Source organism: Arthrobacter cavernae (assembly GCF_017368795.1).
Lineage (GTDB): Bacteria > Actinomycetota > Actinomycetes > Actinomycetales > Micrococcaceae > Arthrobacter > Arthrobacter cavernae.
In genome coordinates this window covers 1-19,594 of record NZ_JAFNLL010000024.1, presented here as the reverse complement: position 1 = coordinate 19,594, position 19,594 = coordinate 1, and the positions used below count along the sequence as shown (strand labels likewise).

The following is a 19,594-nucleotide window of genomic DNA, read 5'->3' as shown; positions in this document are numbered from 1 at the left end:
ACACGGTTTCTTAGCACAGGGACACACGGCAGAAGCTGCCGGCCCGCAACCCAGTAAGGTAGTCGAGTGACTTTACCCCTGCACCATCCCCACCCGCCGCAGTCCAAGCTCCGCCTCTTCACGTCCGAGTCGGTCACTGAAGGGCACCCGGACAAGATCTGCGACCAGATCAGCGATGCCATCCTGGACGCGCTGCTGGCCGCCGACCCCGAGTCCCGCGTCGCCGTGGAGACCATGGCCACCACCGGGCTGGTGCATGTGGCAGGTGAAGTCACCACGGACGCCTACGTGGAGATCCCGCAGATTGTCCGCGAGACGATCCTGGGCATCGGTTACGACTCTTCCGCCAACGGCTTCGACGGCGCACGCTGCGGCGTGTCCGTCTCGATCGGCCAGCAGTCCCAGGAAATTGCCGGCGGCGTCTTCAATTCCCTCGAAGCCCGTGAAGGCCGTGAGGAGGACGACTACGACCTCCAGGGCGCGGGCGACCAGGGCATGATGTTCGGCTACGCCAGCGACGAAACTCCGTCCTACATGCCCACCCCGATCTGGATTGCACACCGACTCTCCGAGCGGCTCACCGAAGTCCGCAAGAGCGGCGAACTGGACTACCTCCGTCCGGACGGCAAGACCCAGGTCACGGTGGGATACGACGGCGACCGCCCCGTGTCCGTGGAGACGGTTGTCATTTCCAGCCAGCATGCCGAAGGCACCCACCTCGACCGGCTGCGCGCCGATCTGGCAGCGCACGTCATCGACCCCGTTCTGGCGATCTCCAACCTGGACATCTCCCGGACCGCCAACATCCTGAACCCCGCCGGACCCTTCGTCATCGGCGGACCCGTCGGCGACGCCGGCCTGACCGGCCGCAAGATCATTGTTGACACTTACGGCGGCTTCTCCCGCCACGGTGGCGGAGCTTTCTCCGGCAAGGACCCGTCCAAGGTGGACCGTTCCGCAGCCTACGCCATGCGCTGGGTTGCCAAGAACGTCGTGGCTGCAGGACTCGCCAAGCGCGCCGAAATCCAGGTCGCCTACGCCATCGGCCAGGCACGCCCCGTGGGCACATACGTTGAAACCTTCGGTACGGAAACCGTTGACCCGGCCATGATCAGCGAGGCCATCGCGGAGATCTTCGACCTCCGTCCCCGCGCCATCATCGACGCCCTGGACCTCAAGCGCCCCATCTATACCAAGACGGCGGCGCACGGCCACTTCGGCCGCGACGAGCCCGACTTCACGTGGGAGCGCCTGGACCGCGTCGCGGAGCTCAAGGAATTCTTCAACGCCTGATCCGCCAGGTTCCGCAGCGAGCCTAAATTGTCGGCGGCATGTGCTTTTCTTGAATCAAGAATCCCGCAGCGGGACTGGCCCGATATCGGAGCTCAGCCCGCTGCGGGGGCTCAGCCCGTCCCATGACGCCGACAGCCCCGGGAGGTGAATCCATGGCAGAGCCCGTCCTGCAGCCCTCCCTCCTCCTGGGTTTTCCCGAGCCGCAACGGCCTACCGCCGGACCGCCCCTGGCCACCAGCGACCCCGTGGCCCGCGTGCTGCTGGAGTCCCCGTTGCCGCACCTGGACCGGCCCTTCGACTACAGCGTTCCGGCCGAGCTTGCCACGGCGGCGGCAGCGGGCGTCCGCGTCAGGGTGAAGTTCAACGGCCAGGAACTCAACGGCTACATTCTTGAACGCCGTGGGTCCTCCGACGCCGGCCACCCCCTCACACCGCTCCACAAGGTCGTCTCGCCCGTGCAGGTCCTGACGCCGGGCCTTGCCGCCCTTGCAGGCGCGGTGGCAGCCCGCTACGCGGGAACCCTGAGCGACGTCCTGCGCAGCGCCATCCCGCCGCGCGTCGCCAAGGTGGAGAAGGAACTCCTGGGCGGGGACCTCGCCGCCGAAGCCTCCGGGCCCGGCCCTGTGCCCCACGTCCCGGATGCCTCAGCCTGGGCCATGTACGGCAACGGGGCGGCGTTCCTGCAGCACCTCGCCGCGGGCGGCTCTCCCAAAGCCGTCATGACCGCCCTGCAGGGATTCGGCCCGGCCGCATGGCCGGCGCTGGTGGCGTCCGCCGTGGCCGCCGTCCGCTCCTCCGGGCGCGGCGCCGTCGTGGTGGTGCCGGACTACCGGGACCTCGGCCAGGTGGAAGCGGCACTCTGCGCCGTCCTGCCGGCTGGCGACGTCGCGCGCCTGAGCGCCGACGACGGCCAGACGCCGCGCTACCGCAGCTACCTGCGGCTGCTCAGCGGCGAGGCCAGGGTGGCCGTCGGCACCAGATCCGCTGCCTACGCACCCGTGCAGGACCTCGGCCTGGTGGTCTGCTGGGACGACGGCGACGACCTCCACATCGAACAGCGGGCACCCTACGCCCACGCCCGCGAGGTGCTGTTGCTCCGCGCCGGGCAGGACAACGCCGCCTGCCTCATGGCCGCCCACAGCCGGAGTACCGAGCTGCAGCGGCTCGTCGAGAGCGCCTGGGCCGTGCCGATCGAGGCTCCGCGCAGCGTGCTGCGTTCCACCGTCCCGCGGGTACTCAACACCGCGGACAGCTTCGAACAGGAACGCGATCCGCTCGCCCGGATTGCCCGTCTTCCCGGCGCGGCATGGAAGGCCGCTCAGCAAGGCCTGGAACGGGGGCCCGTGCTGGTCCAGGTGGCCCGTTCGGGGTACGCACCCTCGCTGGTCTGCGAGACATGCCGGGAACCGGCCCGCTGCAACGCCTGCACCGGCCCCCTGGCCATCTCCGGACCGGCCGGGTCCTCCGCCGTGCCGCAATGCCGTTGGTGCTCCACACCCGCCCCGCAATGGCGCTGCAGCCACTGCAACGGTGTCCGCCTGCGCCGCGGTGCCGCGGGCGTCCTGCGCACCGCTGAGGAGCTCGGCAGGGCGTTTCCGGGCAAGGCCGTGGTCACCTCGTCCGGGGACCACGTCAAGGCCACCGTGCCGGATGCCGCCGCGCTCGTGGTCGCCACGGTCGGCGCGGAACCCGTCGCCCCCAACGGCTACGCCGCGGCGCTGCTGCTGGACGGCAACTCGCTGCTGCGGCGCGAAAACCTCAGGGCCGGAGAAGACACGGTCCGGCGCTGGTTCAACGCGGCTTCGCTGGTCCGTCCGGCCGCCGACGGCGGCCTGGTGGTCATCACGGCGGACGACACCACTGCGACGGGTGCCCTGCTGCGCTGGGACGCTCCCGGCTACGCCTCGCGCGAGCTGGCCCTGCGCCGGGACCTGCAGCTTCCGCCGTCCGTGCGGGTGGCCTCCGTGACGGGCAGCCCCGCCGACGTCGCGCACTTCACGGAGGCGCTGGCCGCCACCGTCACGCTGCGTACCGCCGGTCCGGCCCCCGTGCTGATGTATTCGGCGCCGGCCGCGGCAACGGGCCTGGCCACGACCTCAACTGCCGACGCCGAGGTCCGTACCCTGTTCTTCATTCCCTACGCCGAGGCCGCTGAGGCCACCCGGGCCATGCGTGCGGTCAAGGCGGCAAACGCCGCCAAGCGGACGTCCGGTCCCGTGCAGTTGCGGCTCGACGGCGTCGACATCCTTTAGCCGCAGGGTCCTCTAGGCTGCCTGGCTGCGGGTGCGCCTGCGCAGCGCCACGACTTCTTCGGCCGCCGCCAGCAGCTGCCGGGCCGATTCGTCCCAGTTGAAGTCTGCTGCACGTTCCACCGAGCGGCGCGAGCGGGCCTGCCACAGCTGCTCGTCGCCCAGCTCCCGGACGGCGGCGCTGAAGGACGCCGGTGACTCCGGATCCACGTAAGTGACGGCGTCGGCGCCGACTTCCCGGAAGATCGGGATGTCGCTGGCGATCACCGGGGTGCCCAGGGACATGGCTTCCACCAGCGGCAGCCCGTAGCCTTCGGCCCGGGACAGGCTGATCAGCGCCGTGGAGCGGAGCAGCAACTCCGCATACTCGGCGTCGGTCACGCCGTTGTGGAACTGCACCTTGGCGCCGGGCGGGACCATGGGCTCGAGTTCGGCGCGCCGTTCCGGGGTGATGCGGCTCAGCAGGTGCAGCGTGAAGTCCGGCAGGCCGGCCATGCCCCGGATCATGGTTTCGACGTTCTTGTACGGCATGAACGATCCCATGTAGAGCAGCGACCTTTCAGCCCCGGCTGCGGGATCGCGGGGTTGCTGGGCCGGCTGCGGGGCATTGCCGACGATCCGGACCGGGCGCCGTGTCAGCCGGTATTTGGCGATGAGGGACTCGGTGGTCCGGCTGATCGTGGCCACGACGTCGGCGCGGTTCAGCAGCAGGCGCTGAGGCCAGTACGCCTTGTGGTACAGCCGCCACAGCAGCCGGACGGGGCCCGGCAGGAAACCGGGCGGGGCGGGGTGTTCGTAGTAGATGAGGTCGTGCAGGGTCAGGATCAGGCCGTAGTTGCGTCCCCACGTGCCCATGGTCTGCATCGGGGACACCACCACGTCGGCGCCGAGCGGGTTGACCTTCCGCGCCACGAAGAGTTCCAGCGGGGACAGCGGGCTGTTGGCCATGACGTAGGGCACGTCCGGAAGCAGGGCGAGCTGGCGTTTGTCGCTGATGAGCATGGTCACATCGGCGATCCGGGAAGTTGCCGCAATGAGGCTGGAGCCGTAGCGGCTGATGCCATCGTGGTGGTCCGTCCGGGTGAAGCGGGCGTCGATGACAATTTTCACGCGGGGTGTTCCTCAAGGAAGGTGCGGATGGCGGCGGCGGCCGGGGCCGGCGTCTCGTAGTGGATCAGATGCCCGACGCCGGGGATGACTTCCAGCGTGCCGTCGGGCAGCCGGTCCAGCAGTTTGTGCTGGTCCGGGAGTGTGGCGATCTCGTCTTTTTCGCCGGCGATCAACAGTACGGGGAGCGTGAGCTGTTCGGCGATCTCGGCCACGTTGCCGGAGACGGAAGCGCGGAAGGACTCGAGCAGGCTCTTGCGGTCGGCAAAGGCACTGAAATAGGCGTCGTGCTGTCCGTGCACGAAGGCCCGCAGCTGCTTGTCCTGGGTCTTGGCCATGGTGACGCTCATGATGCGCACAATGGCACGGTTGCGCAGCACCGCCAGCCCGAGGCGGCGGGGAAGCTTCGCGGAAACCTGGTAGTAGAGGACCGCCAGCCTGGTCATGAGGCCCTTTGGGCCCTCCAGTGCCGGAGCGGCGATCGGGTTGACCAGGATCAACGGGTGGACGGCCCCGGGATGCGTGGCCGTGAAGTGGCCGGCGATGATCGAACCGAAGGAATGGCCCAGCAGGACGGTGTCCGGGCCCAGCCCGAGGGCTGCCATGAAGGCCGAAATGAACCTGCCGTAGCGTTCCACGGTGTGTTCGTCCCGGAGGAACGGCTCGGAGCTGCCGAAGGCCGGGAGGTCCGGCATGATGATGCGCATTTCCGGCAGCTGGTCCACCACGCGCAGCAGGCCATGGTGGTCGCCCCGGAAGCCGTGGATGACCAGGATGGTGCGGGTCTGTGCCGTGGGGTTCACCGGCTCGTAGGACCAGTAGGCAACGTTGCTGCCGTCGAGATCCAGGTCCGAGGCGCGGGTGCGCGCCGGCAGGGAGCTGCTGAAGAACCCCATGGCCGGGGCCTGTGCGGGCTCGGGGGAGTGTGCGGTGTCCACGTGTTCCATTCGAAGGATCCTAGTTCACCCGGATCCTAGTTCACATTGTCCGGGTGCGAGCCCGTGCGGTGGTGCCGTTCCAGTCCCGCGATGCCGTCCATGTCCCCGGCGTCCAATTCGAAATCAAAGACGTCGAAGTTCTCCTTGATGCGCCCGGCCGAACTGGCCTTGGGAATCACCACGTTGCCCACCTGGAGGTGCCAGCGGATGATGATCTGCGCCGGAGTGCGGCCGTGCTTCTCCGCGAGTGCGCCGATGGCCGGATCGGTCAGGACGTGTCCCCGGCCCAGGGGGCTCCAGGCCTCCGTGCGGATGCCCAGCTGTTCGTGGAGCGTGCGCAGTGCAGTTTGCTGGAGCCAGGGGTGGAGTTCGATCTGGTTGACCGCGGGGACTACCTCGGCCTTGTGCATGAGCTGCTCGAGATGGCCGGGCTGGAAATTCGAGACGCCGATGGCCCGGACACGGCCTTCGCGGTAGAGCGTTTCCATGGCGCGGTACGTTTCCAGGAACAACCCCCGCCCGGCACAGGGCCAGTGGATGAGGTAGAGGTCCACGTAGTCCAGCCCCAGATTGGCCATGGAGGTATCAAAGGCGCGCAGGGTGGCGTCGTAGCCGTGGTCGTCGTTCCAGACCTTGGTGGTGACGAAGATGTCCTGGCGTTCCAGGGAATGCACGCCCTCCCCCGAGCCGCCCGTTCCGCCATCCGAGGCCATGGACGTGCCAATGGCACCGCCGATGCCGCGGCCGACTCCGGTCTCGTTGCCGTACATGGCCGCGGTGTCGAAATGCCGGTAGCCCTCGCCGAGCGCCGTGGCCACCAGCGCGGCGGCATCCTGGGGAGGCACCTTGTACAGCCCGAATCCCAGTTGGTCGATGTGTACGCCGTTGTTGAGAGCCGGCCGGGGCGAGGGTTTCATAGCAACGACTTTACCCATTCCGGGCTGAATGGTTCAGGACTGCGCGCCGAAACTTACCAGGCGCCGTGCGGAGGCCTCGTCAAGGATCAGCTCCGTGGCAAGGCCTGCCGCCAAAGCTCCCTGCAAGCCGTTGATCTTCGAAGCCCCGGAGACCACGCAGATGCGGCGGCGGACCTGCCTGAGCTGATCGTGGCTGGGGCCGGTGGAGCGTTCGTTCAGGGTGATTCCGTCCGAGGATCCGTCGCTGCGGAAAAAAACGGTGGCCACGTCGCCCACCACGTCATCGGCCGCCAGCAGGCTGAGCTCGCGTTCATCCAGGTAGCCGCCGGCGTAGACGTGGCTCGGATAGTCGGAATCCACGGAGCCGACGCCGAAGATGGCGATGCTCATGCGGGCCTGCAGGGCCAGGATGCGCTGCACGCTGCGCTCATTCCACATGGCCGTCTTGGTTGCGGCGTGGTCGAAGAATGCGGGCACGGGGAACTGTTCCACGCGTGCACCATAGGCGCTGCCGAAGCGGCGCATGATGTCGCTGGCGTAGGTGATGCCCGTGGTCTGCATGTTTCCCGCGCCGTTGAGCTGGACCACGATGCTGTCATGGGTGATCTTGCGCGTCAGGTGCCGGCTCACGGCGCTGAGCGTGGCGCCCCAGGCCACGCCGATGATGGCGTTCGAATCCACCAGGGGGCCGATGGTCCTGGCCGCCTGCATGGCCACCCGGTCCAGTGTTTCCGCCTCATTCAGGGTGTCCAGGACCGGCACAACGTGCACATCCACGCCGTATTGGCTGCGGATCATCCCCTCAAGTTCCGGTGCCGTGTCGAGGGGACTGCGGATCTGGATCTGCACCAGCCCGGTGTCCCGGGCCGAGGAGAGCAGCCGGGACACGGTGGAACGGGAGGTCCTCAGCTCCCGGGCGATGGCGTCCATGGTGAGGTCCTGCAGGTAGTACATCTGGGCTGCCCGGAGGGCGTCCGAGTGGCGTGATCGTGGCATCTCACTTCCGTTCTGCACGTTTGTGCAATTGGCTTGACTCCATTTTCCACTGTTTCAAACAATTGAGGTGAACGGTGCGGCGGCCAGTGGCGGCAACACACAACACCAAGCCCAAGGGAGCAGTTTTGGGACACAACAGGAATTCCGGCCCGTCGGCGGCGCGTCGGCGCGAATCGGCTGCGGCCCTCCGCGAACGGCCCAGTGCGAAGGTGCTGATCATCGGGGGCGGCATCAACGGCGTCGGGACCTTCCGCGAGCTGGCATTGCAGGGTGTTGACGTGGCGCTCGTGGAGCGCGGCGACTACTGCCAGGGCGCCAGCGGCGCGTCCTCCCACATGATCCACGGCGGCATCCGCTACCTGGAAAACGGTGAGTTCCGCCTCGTGCAGGAATCCGTGGTCGAGCGCAACAGGCTCCTGCGGATCGCCCCCCACTACGTGAAGCCGCTGCAGACCACCATTCCGATCTTCAGCACCTTCTCGGGCATCCTGTCCGCCCCCATGCGCTTCCTGACGCACAAGCAGGGCAAGCCGCAGGAGCGCGGCGCTTTCCTGATCAAGCTCGGCCTGAGCATGTACGACTTCTTCTCCCGGGACGGCGGCAGCGTTCCCCGCCACCAGTTCCGCGGCCGCACCAAGGCCCTCGCGGAACTGCCCAGGCTGCACCCCGGCATCAAGTACGCCGCCACCTACTTCGACGCGTCGGTCCACAACCCGGAGCGGCTCACCCTGGACGTCCTGCAGGACGGCGAGAAGGCAGGCATCGGCGGCGGGCTGCCGGGCGGCACCGCCCGCGCCAGCAACTACGTATCCCTCGTCTCCATGGACGCCGCCGCAGGCGCAGCCGGAACCGTGCGGCTCCGCGATGAGCTCACGGGAGTGGAGTTCGATTTCCAGGCGGACGTCATCGTCAACACCACCGGCGCCTGGGTGGACCTCACCAACGAGGCCATGGGCGCGGCAAGCACTTTCATGGGCGGCACCAAGGGCTCGCACATCGTGCTGGACCACCCGGAGCTTCTCGCAGCGTGCAACGGCCGGGAAATCTTCTTCGAACACACCGACGGCAGAATCGTCCTGATCTATCCGATGGGAGACCGCGTCCTGGTGGGCACCACGGACGTGGACGCCGACATGTCCCAGGACGCAGTCTGCACCGAGGAGGAGGTGGACTACTTCTTCGACCTCGTGGGCCACGTCTTCCCGAGCATCACCATGGACCGCAGCCAGATCGTCTACAGCTTCTCCGGGGTGCGCCCGCTGCCTCGCCACGATGCCACCCAGCCGGGCTTTGTCTCCCGCGACTACCGGATCGAACGCAGCGAACGCCCCGCGGCCGGTGCCGCAGGCATCCCCGGCGGCAAGACCGCCGTCGTGCTCAGCCTGGTCGGCGGCAAATGGACCACCTTCCGGGCGCTCGCAGAGCACCTGGGCAACGACGTCCTGCGCGAACTGGGGATGGAGCGGAAGGTCTCGACGGCGAAGCTCGCCATCGGCGGCGGAGCCGGCTTCCCGGCCACCGAGGAGGGCGTGCAGGACTGGATCAAGATGCACATGGGCCCCGGACTTGACGCAGCACGCGTCGCCGGGCTGCTCACCCGCTATGGCACCCGGGCCGAAGCTGTCATTGCCTACCTGAATGCCGGCCACGACACCGCGTTGCGGTCCACGCGTGAACTGAGCATCCGGGAACTGGAGTTCATGGCAGAAAACGAGCAGATCGGACACCTGGTGGATGTGCTCATCCGCCGCACGTCGCTGGCTTTCCGCGGCCTGGTCACCGGCGAGCTGCTGAATGAAATCGCAGCAGCGCTCGCCGGGCCTCTCGACTGGGATGCCGCGGCATGCGAGGCCGAGATCCGGCACGCCCAGGAAGTTCTCCGCCGCTTCCACGGTGTGACTGTTCACAGTCTCGTCGCGTGAAGGTAGCCTGCGTCACAAGAGCTTGACCGTCCGGGCCATGGCCCGGACACAAGGGCTGCGGCGTTCCCTCCGGTGACGGGGCGCCGCGGCCGGGCCCGCGCTGAAAGCAGCGCCGCCCACACGGCCCTCAGACCCGCGGGGGCCGACAACAGAAGAAAATGAGGAGTCAAAGATGTCTCTTGGAATTGTTTTCCTTTCCGAAGTATTCGGAACCGCGATGCTGACCCTGTTGGGTTGCGGTGTCGTGGCCAACGTTGCGCTCAAGGGGACCAAGGGCAACAACGGAGGGTTCCTGATGGTGAACTGGGGCTGGGGTATCGCCGTCTTCGCGGGCGTCTTCGTCGCGGCCAAGTCGGGTGCGCACCTGAACCCGGCCGTGACGCTCGGCCTGCTGATCGAAGGCAAGAGGCCGTACGCGGCCGGTGTCCCCATCGATTTTGCCTCGACGATGACCTATTTCGGCGCGGAAATGCTGGGTGCGTTCCTCGGCGCTGTCGTGTGCTGGGCCGCCTACAAACCGCACTTCGACGCAGAGCCGTTGGCTGCCAGCAAGCTCGCTGTCTTCTCCACCGGCCCGGCCATCCGCTCCACGCCGTGGAACCTCGTCACGGAAGTCATCGGCACTTTCGTGCTGGTCTTCGTGATCCTGGCTTTCGGCGGAACTCCCTCCGGCCTGGGCCCGCTCGCCGTGGCCCTGCTCGTCGTCGGCATCGGCGCGTCCCTCGGCGGACCCACCGGCTACGCCATCAACCCGGCGCGCGATCTTGGCCCGCGCATCGCCCACGCCCTCCTGCCGATCAAGGGCAAGGGCAGCAGCGACTGGGCGTACTCCTGGGTCCCTGTAGTGGGGCCCCTCGTCGGAGGTGTGGTGGCCGGATTTGCGGCCAAGTACCTGCCGATTGTTTTCATTGCCGCAGCCTGACCGCACACCCGCCAGTTGGACCTCAAACCATTCAAGACAAGGACGTCAACCGTGAACCAGTACGTAATCGCCATTGACCAGGGCACCACGAGCTCCCGCGCCATCGTTTTCGATCACGCCGGGAACATCGTTTCCAGCGGCCAGATGGAACACGAGCAGATCTTCCCGCAGGCCGGATGGGTTGAGCACAACCCGGCCGAGATCTGGGACAACACCCGCGAGGTCATCGGCTCCGCCCTCTCCAAGGCGAACCTGACCCGGCACGACATCGCCGCCGTCGGCATCACCAACCAGCGCGAAACCACCGTCGTGTGGGACAAGAACACCGGCGAAGCGGTGTACAACGCCATCGTCTGGCAGGACACCCGCACGCAGGCAATCGTGGACGAACTGGCCCAGGACGGCGGCCCGGAGCGCTTCAAGCAGAAAGTCGGCCTTCCGCTGGCCACCTACTTCTCCGGCACCAAGATCAAGTGGATCCTGGACAACGTGGAAGGCGCCCGTGCCCGGGCCGAGGCCGGAGACCTGCTCTTCGGCAACACCGACTGCTGGGTCCTGTGGAACCTGACGGGCGGCGTGGACGGTGGCGTGCACGTAACGGATGTCACCAACGCCTCCCGCACGCTGTTCATGGATCTCGAGACCCTGCAGTGGGACCAGGAGATCCTGGATGCCTTCGGTGTTCCCGCGTCCATGATGCCCGCCATCAAGTCCTCCTCCGAGGTCTACGGCCACGTCCACACCTCGCAGCTGCTGCGCGAAGTGCCCGTGTCCGGCATCCTTGGTGACCAGCAGGCGGCAACGTTCGGCCAGGCGGCGTTCCAGGCGGGCGAGGCCAAGAACACCTATGGCACGGGCTGCTTCCTGATCTTCAACACGGGCGAGGACATCGTCCACTCGAAGAACGGCCTGCTGACCACGCTCGGTTACAAGCTCGGCGACGACAAGCCCCACTATGCGCTGGAGGGCTCCATTGCCGTCACCGGTTCGCTCATCCAGTGGCTGCGCGATAACCTGGGCATGATCAGCTCCGCCCCCGAGGTGGAGGAGCTGGCAGCGGGTGTGGAGGACAACGGCGGCGTGTACATCGTGCCGGCCTTCTCGGGCCTGTTCGCGCCGTACTGGCGTGCGGACGCCCGCGGCGCGATCGTCGGCCTGACCCGCTTCGCCAACAAGGGCCACGTCGCCCGGGCGGCGCTGGAGGCCACGGCCTTCCAGACCCGTGAAGTGCTCGACGCCGTGAACGCGGATTCGGGTGTCCCGCTGACCGAACTGAAGGTCGACGGCGGCATGGTCGCCAACGAGGCGCTCATGCAGTTCCAGGCCGACATCCTGGGTGTCCCTGTTGTTCGTCCGAAGGTCGTGGAGACCACGGCTCTGGGCGCAGCGTACGCGGCGGGTCTCGCCGTCGGCTTCTGGAAGGACCTTGGTGAACTCACAGCAAACTGGGGCGAGGACAAGCGCTGGGAACCGAAGCTGCCGGCCGAGGAGCAGGAACGGCAGCTGCGCCTGTGGAAGAAGGCAGTGACCAAATCCATGGATTGGGTCGACGAGGACGTGAAATAGGCCGGGCGAAACGACGCCCTGGCTGTTGAGGGGGTCCGAAGCCGCTCCCGGGCCTCCTCAACAGCACGTCATCTCCGGGCCCGCCATATTCGGCCGCTCGCACGTGGGGATATGAAGGTGCGCTAGAGTAGAACCATGCGTGCGATCCTTCTGCTTAGCTAGCCGCCCGGCAACCAACAGCCGAGCGGCCGCCCCTCCATTGTCGAGGGGCTTTTGTGTGTCCGGGGCCTTCCGGGACCCGCAGCAGGAGGCAATACCGTGATGGAAGAACAGAAGAGGGCAGCAGTGAGCGTTCAGCCGGAGACAGAGACCGGAGCAGCACAGACAGCCGGGGCCGAGGCGCCCGAAGAGGGCGTCTACAGTTTCGCGGCCATGGAGGCCAAGTGGCCGCAGGTCTGGGAAGACCTCGAGGTCTTCACCCCGGCCGACGACGGCTCGCGCGAACGCCGCTACGTGCTGGACATGTTCCCGTACCCCTCGGGCGACCTCCACATGGGCCACGCCGAGGCATTCGCCATGGGCGACGTGGTTGCGCGCTACCTGCGCCAGAAGGGCTTCGACGTCCTGCACCCGATCGGCTGGGACTCCTTCGGCCTGCCCGCCGAAAATGCCGCCATCAAGCGCAACGCCCACCCGAGCGAGTGGACCTACGCCAACATCGACACCCAGGCGGCCTCGTTCAAGCGCTACGCCATCTCGGCCGACTGGTCGCGCCGCCTGCACACGTCCGACCCCGAGTACTACCGCTGGACCCAGTGGCTGTTCAAGCGCTTCTACGAGCGTGGCCTGGCCTACCGCAAGGACTCACCCGTCAACTGGTGCCCGAAGGACCTCACGGTCCTGGCCAACGAGCAGGTCGTCAACGGTGCCTGCGAACGCTGCGGCACTCCGGTGACCAAGAAATCGCTGAACCAGTGGTACTTCAAGATCACCGAATACGCGGACCGGCTGCTGGACGACATGTCCGAGCTGCGCGGGCACTGGCCCGAGCGCGTGCTGGCCATGCAGCGCAACTGGATCGGCCGCTCCGAGGGCGCGCACGTGCGGTTCGCGATCGAAGCGTCGGACGGCCGTGCCGAGCGCGAAGTCACCGTTTTCACCACGCGCCCGGACACCCTGTACGGCGCCACCTTCTTCGTCGTGGCCGCGGACGCGCATCTGACCCTGGATCTGGTCACCCCCGAACACCACGACGCCCTGATGGCCTACCGTGAAAAGGTCAAGGCCCTTTCGGACATCGAACGCCAGTCCACCGAGCGCGAAAAGACCGGTGTGTTCACCGGCCGCTACGCCATCAACCCGCTCAACGGTGAAAAACTGCCCGTCTGGGCTGCCGACTACGTCCTGGCCGACTACGGCACGGGCGCCATCATGGCCGTGCCCGCGCACGACCAGCGCGACCTCGACTTCGCCAAGGCGTTCGGGCTGCCCGTCCGGGCCGTCCTGGACACGGGCGAGGAAGACCCCGCAGAGACCGGCACGGCCACCGCCGGCGAAGGCACCCTGATGAACTCCGGCGAGCTGGACGGACTGTCCAAGGCCGAGGCCATCCCGGCCGCCATCGAGATCCTCGAAAAACTCGGCACCGGCGAGAAGTTCGTGAACTTCCGGCTGCGCGACTGGCTGCTGAGCCGCCAGCGCTTCTGGGGCACGCCCATCCCGATCATCCACTGCGCCGAATGCGGCGAGGTGCCGGTCCCGGACGAGCAGCTGCCGGTTACCCTGCCCGAGGACCTGCGGGGCGAGGCTTTGGCGCCGAAGGGCACCTCCCCGCTGGCCGCGGCCGTCGAATGGGTCAACGTCGAGTGCCCCAACTGCGGACGGGCCGCCATGCGGGACACGGACACCATGGACACGTTCGTGGACTCCTCGTGGTACTTCCTGCGGTTTGTCTCCCCGGACTACACCGAAGGCCCCTTCGATCCCGCAAAGATCAACGAATGGATGCCCGTGGGACAGTACGTTGGCGGCGTCGAGCACGCCATCCTGCACCTGCTCTACGCCCGCTTCTTCACCAAGGTCATCCACGACATGGGCCTGCTGGCGGCGGACGAGCCCTTCAGCGCCCTGCTCAACCAGGGCCAGGTGCTCAACGGCGGCAAGGCCATGAGCAAGTCGCTCGGCAACGGCGTGGACCTCGGTGAGCAGCTGGACAAGTTCGGCGTGGACGCCGTCCGCCTGACCATGATCTTCGCGTCCCCGCCCGAGGACGACGTCGACTGGGCCGATGTTTCGCCGTCCGGCTCGGCGAAGTTCCTGGCCCGCGCCTGGCGCCTGGGCCAGGACGTCAGCAGCGAACCCGGTACCGACGCCTCCACCGGAGACAGGGCCCTGCGCGTCGTCACGCACAAGACCATCGCCGACGCCGCCGAACTCCTGGACAACAACAAGTTCAACGTTGTTGTTGCCCGCCTCATGGAGCTCGTCAATGCGACCCGCAAGACGATCGACTCCGGTGCCGGCGGCGCCGACCCCGCCGTCCGCGAAGCCGTCGAGGCCGTGGCCGTGATCCTGAGCCTCTTCGCCCCGTACACGGCCGAAGACCTGTGGAACACGCTGGGCCACCCGGCGTCCGTCGTGAATGCGGGCTGGCCTGCGCACGAAGCATCCCTGCTCGTCCACGACACCGTCACCGCCGTGGTCCAGGTCCAGGGCAAGGTCCGCGACCGCCTTGAGGTGTCCCCGGACATCAGCGAGGACGAACTGCGCGAGCTGGCCCTGGCCAGCGAAAACGTCCAGCGCGCCATGGACGGCCGCGGCATCCGCACTGTGATTGTGCGGGCGCCTAAACTGGTCAACATCGTCCCGGCCTAGCCGGACATCCGGCCGCCGGCACCAGCCGGCGGCCGGCCACGACCGCTGGAGGTACCGTTGCCGGACCGCGAACCGCCCGCCTGGGTGTGGCTCAAGGAAAGACTCGCCCGCCTCCGCCAAAGCACGACGCCGGTCCCCGCCGCCGGGGAAGCGGCCCCCGCCGTCGTGCGTACCGCCGTCGTCACCGACTCCGCCGCCGCCCTGCCGGCCGCCTGGGTCACGGATTTTGCCGCGGACGGACGGCTTGCCGTGGTGCCGATGCCCGTGATGGTGGGCGAGGAAATCTACGGCGAGGGCGAAGACGACATCATGGAGACGCTCGCCCTGGCGCTGGCCTCGGGCTCCTCTGTCAAGACCTCGAGGCCTTCCCCCGGGCAGTTTGAGCAGGCGTACATCGCCGCACAGCGCCGCGGCTTCGAGGCCGTCGTCTCCATCCATATCTCCTCCGAACTATCGGGCACCGCGGACGCCGCACGGCTTGCCGCGGCCCGGGTGGACATTCCCGTAGACGTCGTCGATTCACGCACCGTGGGCATGGCGCAGGGGATGGGCGTGCAGAGCGCGCTCGTGGCGGCGGCCGATGGGCGTTCCGCTGCTGAGGTCCACGCTTTCGCCGAGGAACGCATGGCACGGACCAAGGTCTATTTCTATGTGCCCAGCCTCGAACAGCTCCGCCGCGGCGGCCGCATCGGTGCGGCGGCGTCCCTGCTCGGCACGGTGCTCGCCATCAAGCCGATTCTCGCCGTCGACGACGGCAGGATTGTGCCGCTGGAGAAGGTCCGCTCGGCGGCGCGGGCCATTGCCCGCCTCGAGGAGATCGTCGCGGCCGACGTCGCCTCCCGCACGGCCGGCCAGCAGCGTCTGGCGGTCCACCACTTTGGCAATCTGGCAGAGGCAGAACTGCTCGCCGCCCGGCTCGCCGAGAAATGCCCCGGATGCCCGCCCGCCCAGATCAGCGCCCTTCCGGCCGTGCTGGCCGCCCATGCGGGACTTGGGGTCCTGGCTGTGATTGTGGGGGAAAGCAGCACGCCTGCCCCGTCCGGACCGGATTCGGCTGGCCCGGTGGACCTTGCGGTACCTGCGGCCCCATCGGACGCAGAACCTGCTCCCGCAGCGGGGCGACTGATCCTCCACAACCGCCCCAGGGGCGGTCTATCCACATAGGCCCTCGGCGGGGCTGTGTCCGGCGTCCGGAAATCCTAGGCTCAATCACATGCCACGCTGGAACCGGGATGACTCAGCCGATGCGGCTGCTCGTGCTGTCCGGCATCGCTTCACGGCGCGGCTGGGTGCCCCGGGTGGCCAGGAACCGCTGCTGCCCCTGGGCAATACCGAAGACCCGCCCGTCTCCGGGGAAGGTGACCCCGGCGACGGCATCGCCGGGGACGAAGGCGGCTCCGAGCAGCGGCCCGCCCGCGTCCGCTGGCGGACACCGGGCCGCGTGGCCGTGCTGCTGGCCCTTGCCGCCATCGTCCTGCTTGGCTTCCTTGCCTGGCGCGCCGCGGCCCAGACAACCACCTTCGAGCCGCTGAACCATGTCACGCCGTCAGGGGGCAGCAGCTCCGGGGCCGAAGGGGCTGACGGAACCGGCGATGCGGCCGCTGGCGGCGGCACTGCCGGCGCCGGCGGGGCGGATTCCAGGCAGATCGTGCTGCATGTTGCCGGAGCGGTGCAGCATCCCGGCGTGGTCCGCCTCCCGGAGGGCAGCAGGGTCTTCGAGGCCATCGCGGCGGCCGGCGGCGCCACGCCTTCGGCCGAGCTGAACGGCCTCAATCTCGCCGCGGTGGTTCAGGACGGCACCAAGGTCCATGTACCCGCCGTGGGCGAGGCACCTTCTGGTGCTGTTGCCGGGGACGGAATGATGGGTGCGGACGCGGGCGGCAGCGGTGTCGGCAGTGGTGGAAAGGTGAACCTGAACAGCGCTTCCGTGGAAGAACTGGGCACGCTTCCACGCGTCGGCCCCGTGATGGCCCAACGGATCGTGGACTGGCGCCGGGAACACGGGCCTTTCGCCTCCGTCGAAGAGCTCGACGCCGTTGACGGTGTCGGCCCCAAATTGATGGAATCGCTCAAGGACCTGGTGACGGTCTGAATGGCACTCATAGGAGAGCGCAGGCCAGTGCCGGAGGGCAGCCCCGCCGGAAGCGGCGCGGCCCGCCGCCGGGCCGACCTGCGGCTCGTTCCGGCCGCCCTGTGCCCCTGGGCAGTTGCCGTGGCCGGGGCCTTCCTGCCAGCCTTCTGGACCCTGCTCCTGAGTGCCGGGCTGGCCCTCGCCGCGGTGCTGTTGCTTGCCAGGCGCCGGAAGATGCCATGCCGGAGCATTCCGGCCACTGTGGGGCTCGCGTGCATCCTTGGTGTGGTGGTGGGAGCCCATTCGGCCCTGTCCGGATCCCAGCGCGACGGCGCCCTGGCGGATGCCGTGGCCGAGGGCGATGGCGTTGTGGTCCAGTTGCTGGTGGCCGGCGAGCCCAGGGAGGCCTCCCTGCCCGGCGCCGCAGGGGACCGCGAACGTTGGTCGGTCCCCGCGGACGTCATCGAAGTGACGGCCAACAGCATGCTGGTCCGGGGCTCGGCAAGGATCGTCGTTGTGGGCGGCGAAGCCTGGCGCCACACCGCCCCCGGCCAGCGGATCAGGACCACGGGAAAGCTCAAACCCGCCAAGCCCGGCCAGCCCGAAGCCGGCATTCTGTCTGCAAGCTCCCGGCCCACGGTGCTGGAGCCAGGCTCCGGTTTCCTGCAGGCGCCGGGCGAGCTGCGCGAACAGTTCCGGCTGGCCGCCGGCTGGCTTCCGGCCGACGCCGCCGGGCTCCTCCCCGGCATGGTCACCGGCGACACTGCCTCGCTCGATGAAGGCCTCGAAGCGGACATGAAGACCACAGGCATGACCCACCTGACCGCCGTCAGCGGCGCCAACTGCAGCCTCGTGCTGGGCGGTTTCGTGCTGCTGGCGCGCAGCCTCCGGCTGCCCCGTCCAGGCGCGGCACTGCTGGCGCTCGGCGGGCTGGGTGCCTTCGTGTTGATGGTAGGCCCCGACGCCAGCGTGCTGCGTGCCGCCGTCATGGGCGCCGTGGGACTGGCCGCCATCACGGGAGGACGGCAGGGGCGGTCCCTCAGCTTCCTCTGCACCGCCGTCGCCGGGCTGTTGCTGCTTGACCCATCGCTCGGCGTTGAGTTCGGATTCCTGCTGTCCGTCCTCGCCACCCTCGGGATCGTCCTGCTGGCATCCCGGATTGCTGCGTGGCTGCCGGACGCCGTACCGCGCTGGCTTGCGGCCGGCATCGCCGTGCCGTTGTCTGCGCAGCTGCTGTGCGGGCCTGTCATCGTTGCCCTGCAACCGCAGTTCACCAGCTATGCCCTGGTGGCGAACGTGGCTGCGGCGCCCCTGGTGGCGCCTGTGACGATCCTTGGCACCGCGGCCGTGCCGCTGGTGGCCGTGGCACCGGGACTGGCTGCGGTTCCTCTGGGCCTTGCAGGGTTCAGCGCAGGCGGAGTCGCCGGAATCGCCCGCTTCTTCGCCGGCCTTCCGGGTGCGGCGCTGCCCTGGTCAGAGGGAGCCGGGGGCATGGCCGCCATGTTGCTGCTGTCTGCCGTGACCGTCCTGCTGCTCTGGATGGTGCTGCACCCCGCAGCGGTACAGCGTGCGGTGCTGGCACTGCATGCACTTCTTGCCTGGCTGATCGCGGCCTTCGAGGAGGCAGTGCGTCGCGCCCTGCGGCACCGCCTGGGATCCCGCGGCCCAGGCCATGGCGCAGCCCAGCGTCCTGCCCATGGCAGACTTGAAGTCTGCAAAAACCCTCCCGGAAGGAACCAACTGTGGCTGCTGCCCAAACGACGAGGGCCAAGAGTGTCGCGGCGAATACCGCCAGCTGGCGGGACGTTGCGCCGGCCGCCGTAGTCCTCATTACGGGGCCGGAGGACTATCTCGGAATTCGCTCCATGGACCGGATCCGGGCCCAGGTGCGGGCCGCCGCGCCGGAGGTGGAACTCAGTAGGCTCAACGCCTCCAGCTATGAGCCGGGCTCGCTGGCCATGGCCGTGACGCCCTCCCTGTTCGGCGAAGCCAAGCTCATTGAGATCGATGGCCTCGAGGCCATGAATGACGACTTCCTGGCCGACGCCCTGGGCTACCTCGGACACACGGACGCGGACGTGGTCCTGGTCCTCAGGCATGCGGGTGGGGTCCGTGGCAAGAAACTTCTGGACGCCGTCAAAGCGGCGGGCTGGCCGGTCGTTGACTGCCAGCCGATGAAGAAGGACGCGGAGAAGACCGCTTTCGTCATGTCCGAGTTCAAGGCCGGTGGCCGGCGGATCGAGCCGGAGGCCGTGCAGGCCCTGGTCAACGCAGTGGGTTCCAGCCTCTCCGAGCTCGCGGCGGCCTGCAGCCAGCTCATCGCTGACGCCGCCACGGCCGTTGATGCGGCAACCGTGGAGCGGTACTACGGGGGGCGTGTGGAAGCGACGGCCTTCAAAGTGGCGGATGCCGCGATGGCCGGCAACGGGCCGCTTGCCCTGTCCACCCTCCGCCATGCCCTGGCCACCGGAGTCGACCCCGTTCCGCTGGTGGCGGCACTTGCCGCCAAGCTGCGCACCCTGGCCAAGGTGGCCGGCGCGCAGGGATCCTCGGCACAGATCGCCAAGCAGCTGGGCATGCAGCCCTGGCTCGTGGAGCAGGCGCAGCGTGACGTCCGCAAATGGACCCCTGAAGGCCTGATCCGCTCCATCCAGGTCACCGCTGAGGCAGACGCGCAGGTCAAGGGCCTCTCACGGGACCCCGTGTACGCCGTCGAGCACGCCGTGACGGTTATCGCCACCTCGGTCCGCCGCAACTGACGTGGCCGGAGCTGACACGGAAACTGAAGCAGTCCGCTTA

14 protein-coding genes are annotated in these 19,594 nt (G+C 68.2%); 10 read left to right on the top strand and 4 right to left on the bottom strand.

The window, feature by feature from the left end; genetic code table 11:
* Positions 1 to 66: 66 nt before the first annotated feature.
* Together metK and J1902_RS10640 are read left to right on the top strand one after the other, a co-directional pair.
* Entirely contained in the window at positions 67 to 1,293 is a 1,227-nt protein-coding gene (gene metK / locus J1902_RS10645) for a methionine adenosyltransferase (RefSeq protein ID WP_207616232.1), read from the top strand.
* Between the two features lie 152 nt (positions 1,294 to 1,445).
* Entirely contained in the window at positions 1,446 to 3,545 is a 2,100-nt protein-coding gene (locus J1902_RS10640) for a primosomal protein N' (RefSeq protein ID WP_242701874.1), read from the top strand.
* A gap of 12 nt (positions 3,546 to 3,557) precedes the next feature.
* Here J1902_RS10640 and J1902_RS10635 read toward each other — a convergent pair whose 3' ends face one another.
* From J1902_RS10635 to J1902_RS10620, 4 genes are read right to left on the bottom strand one after another with little or no spacing between them, the layout of a single operon-like run.
* Positions 3,558 to 4,652 (bottom strand): glycosyltransferase family 4 protein, encoded by a 1,095-nt coding sequence (locus J1902_RS10635; protein WP_207616230.1) that lies wholly within the window; start codon positions 4,650 to 4,652, stop codon positions 3,558 to 3,560.
* Positions 4,649 to 5,596: an alpha/beta fold hydrolase gene (locus J1902_RS10630; RefSeq protein WP_207616229.1), complete on the bottom strand. Its 948-nt coding sequence runs from the start codon at positions 5,594 to 5,596 to the stop codon at positions 4,649 to 4,651. Before J1902_RS10630 ends, J1902_RS10635 begins: the two co-directional genes overlap by 4 nt.
* A gap of 26 nt (positions 5,597 to 5,622) precedes the next feature.
* Complete coding sequence (locus tag J1902_RS10625; protein ID WP_207616228.1) at positions 5,623 to 6,504, bottom strand: aldo/keto reductase; 882 nt, start codon at positions 6,502 to 6,504, stop codon at positions 5,623 to 5,625.
* A gap of 33 nt (positions 6,505 to 6,537) precedes the next feature.
* Positions 6,538 to 7,500: a sugar-binding transcriptional regulator gene (locus tag J1902_RS10620; protein ID WP_207616227.1), complete on the bottom strand. Its 963-nt coding sequence runs from the start codon at positions 7,498 to 7,500 to the stop codon at positions 6,538 to 6,540.
* A 125-nt stretch (positions 7,501 to 7,625) separates the two neighbouring features.
* Between J1902_RS10620 and J1902_RS10615 the strand changes: the two genes are divergently transcribed.
* The 8 genes from J1902_RS10615 to holA all read left to right on the top strand — a co-directional run bounded on the left by J1902_RS10615 (position 7,626) and on the right by holA (position 19,554).
* Entirely contained in the window at positions 7,626 to 9,422 is a 1,797-nt protein-coding gene (locus tag J1902_RS10615) for a glycerol-3-phosphate dehydrogenase/oxidase (protein ID WP_207616274.1), read from the top strand.
* A 172-nt stretch (positions 9,423 to 9,594) separates the two neighbouring features.
* Positions 9,595 to 10,344: an MIP/aquaporin family protein gene (locus J1902_RS10610; protein WP_207616226.1), complete on the top strand. Its 750-nt coding sequence runs from the start codon at positions 9,595 to 9,597 to the stop codon at positions 10,342 to 10,344.
* A 51-nt stretch (positions 10,345 to 10,395) separates the two neighbouring features.
* Entirely contained in the window at positions 10,396 to 11,910 is a 1,515-nt protein-coding gene (gene glpK, locus J1902_RS10605) for a glycerol kinase GlpK (RefSeq protein WP_207616225.1), read from the top strand.
* A 285-nt stretch (positions 11,911 to 12,195) separates the two neighbouring features.
* A complete protein-coding gene (gene leuS, locus J1902_RS10600; RefSeq protein ID WP_207616273.1) occupies positions 12,196 to 14,724 on the top strand; it encodes a leucine--tRNA ligase in 2,529 nt (842 codons plus the stop codon).
* Positions 14,725 to 14,781: 57 nt separating this feature from the next.
* Entirely contained in the window at positions 14,782 to 15,888 is a 1,107-nt protein-coding gene (locus tag J1902_RS10595; RefSeq protein ID WP_207616224.1) for a DegV family protein, read from the top strand.
* A gap of 49 nt (positions 15,889 to 15,937) precedes the next feature.
* Positions 15,938 to 16,816, top strand: a complete 879-nt coding sequence (locus tag J1902_RS10590) for a ComEA family DNA-binding protein (protein WP_207616223.1) — start codon at positions 15,938 to 15,940, stop codon at positions 16,814 to 16,816.
* Positions 16,817 to 18,619, top strand: a complete 1,803-nt coding sequence (locus tag J1902_RS10585) for a ComEC/Rec2 family competence protein (RefSeq protein ID WP_207616222.1) — start codon at positions 16,817 to 16,819, stop codon at positions 18,617 to 18,619.
* Positions 18,538 to 19,554, top strand: a complete 1,017-nt coding sequence (holA, locus tag J1902_RS10580) for a DNA polymerase III subunit delta (RefSeq protein ID WP_207616221.1) — start codon at positions 18,538 to 18,540, stop codon at positions 19,552 to 19,554. Before J1902_RS10585 ends, holA begins: the two co-directional genes overlap by 82 nt.
* Positions 19,555 to 19,594 lie beyond the last annotated feature (40 nt).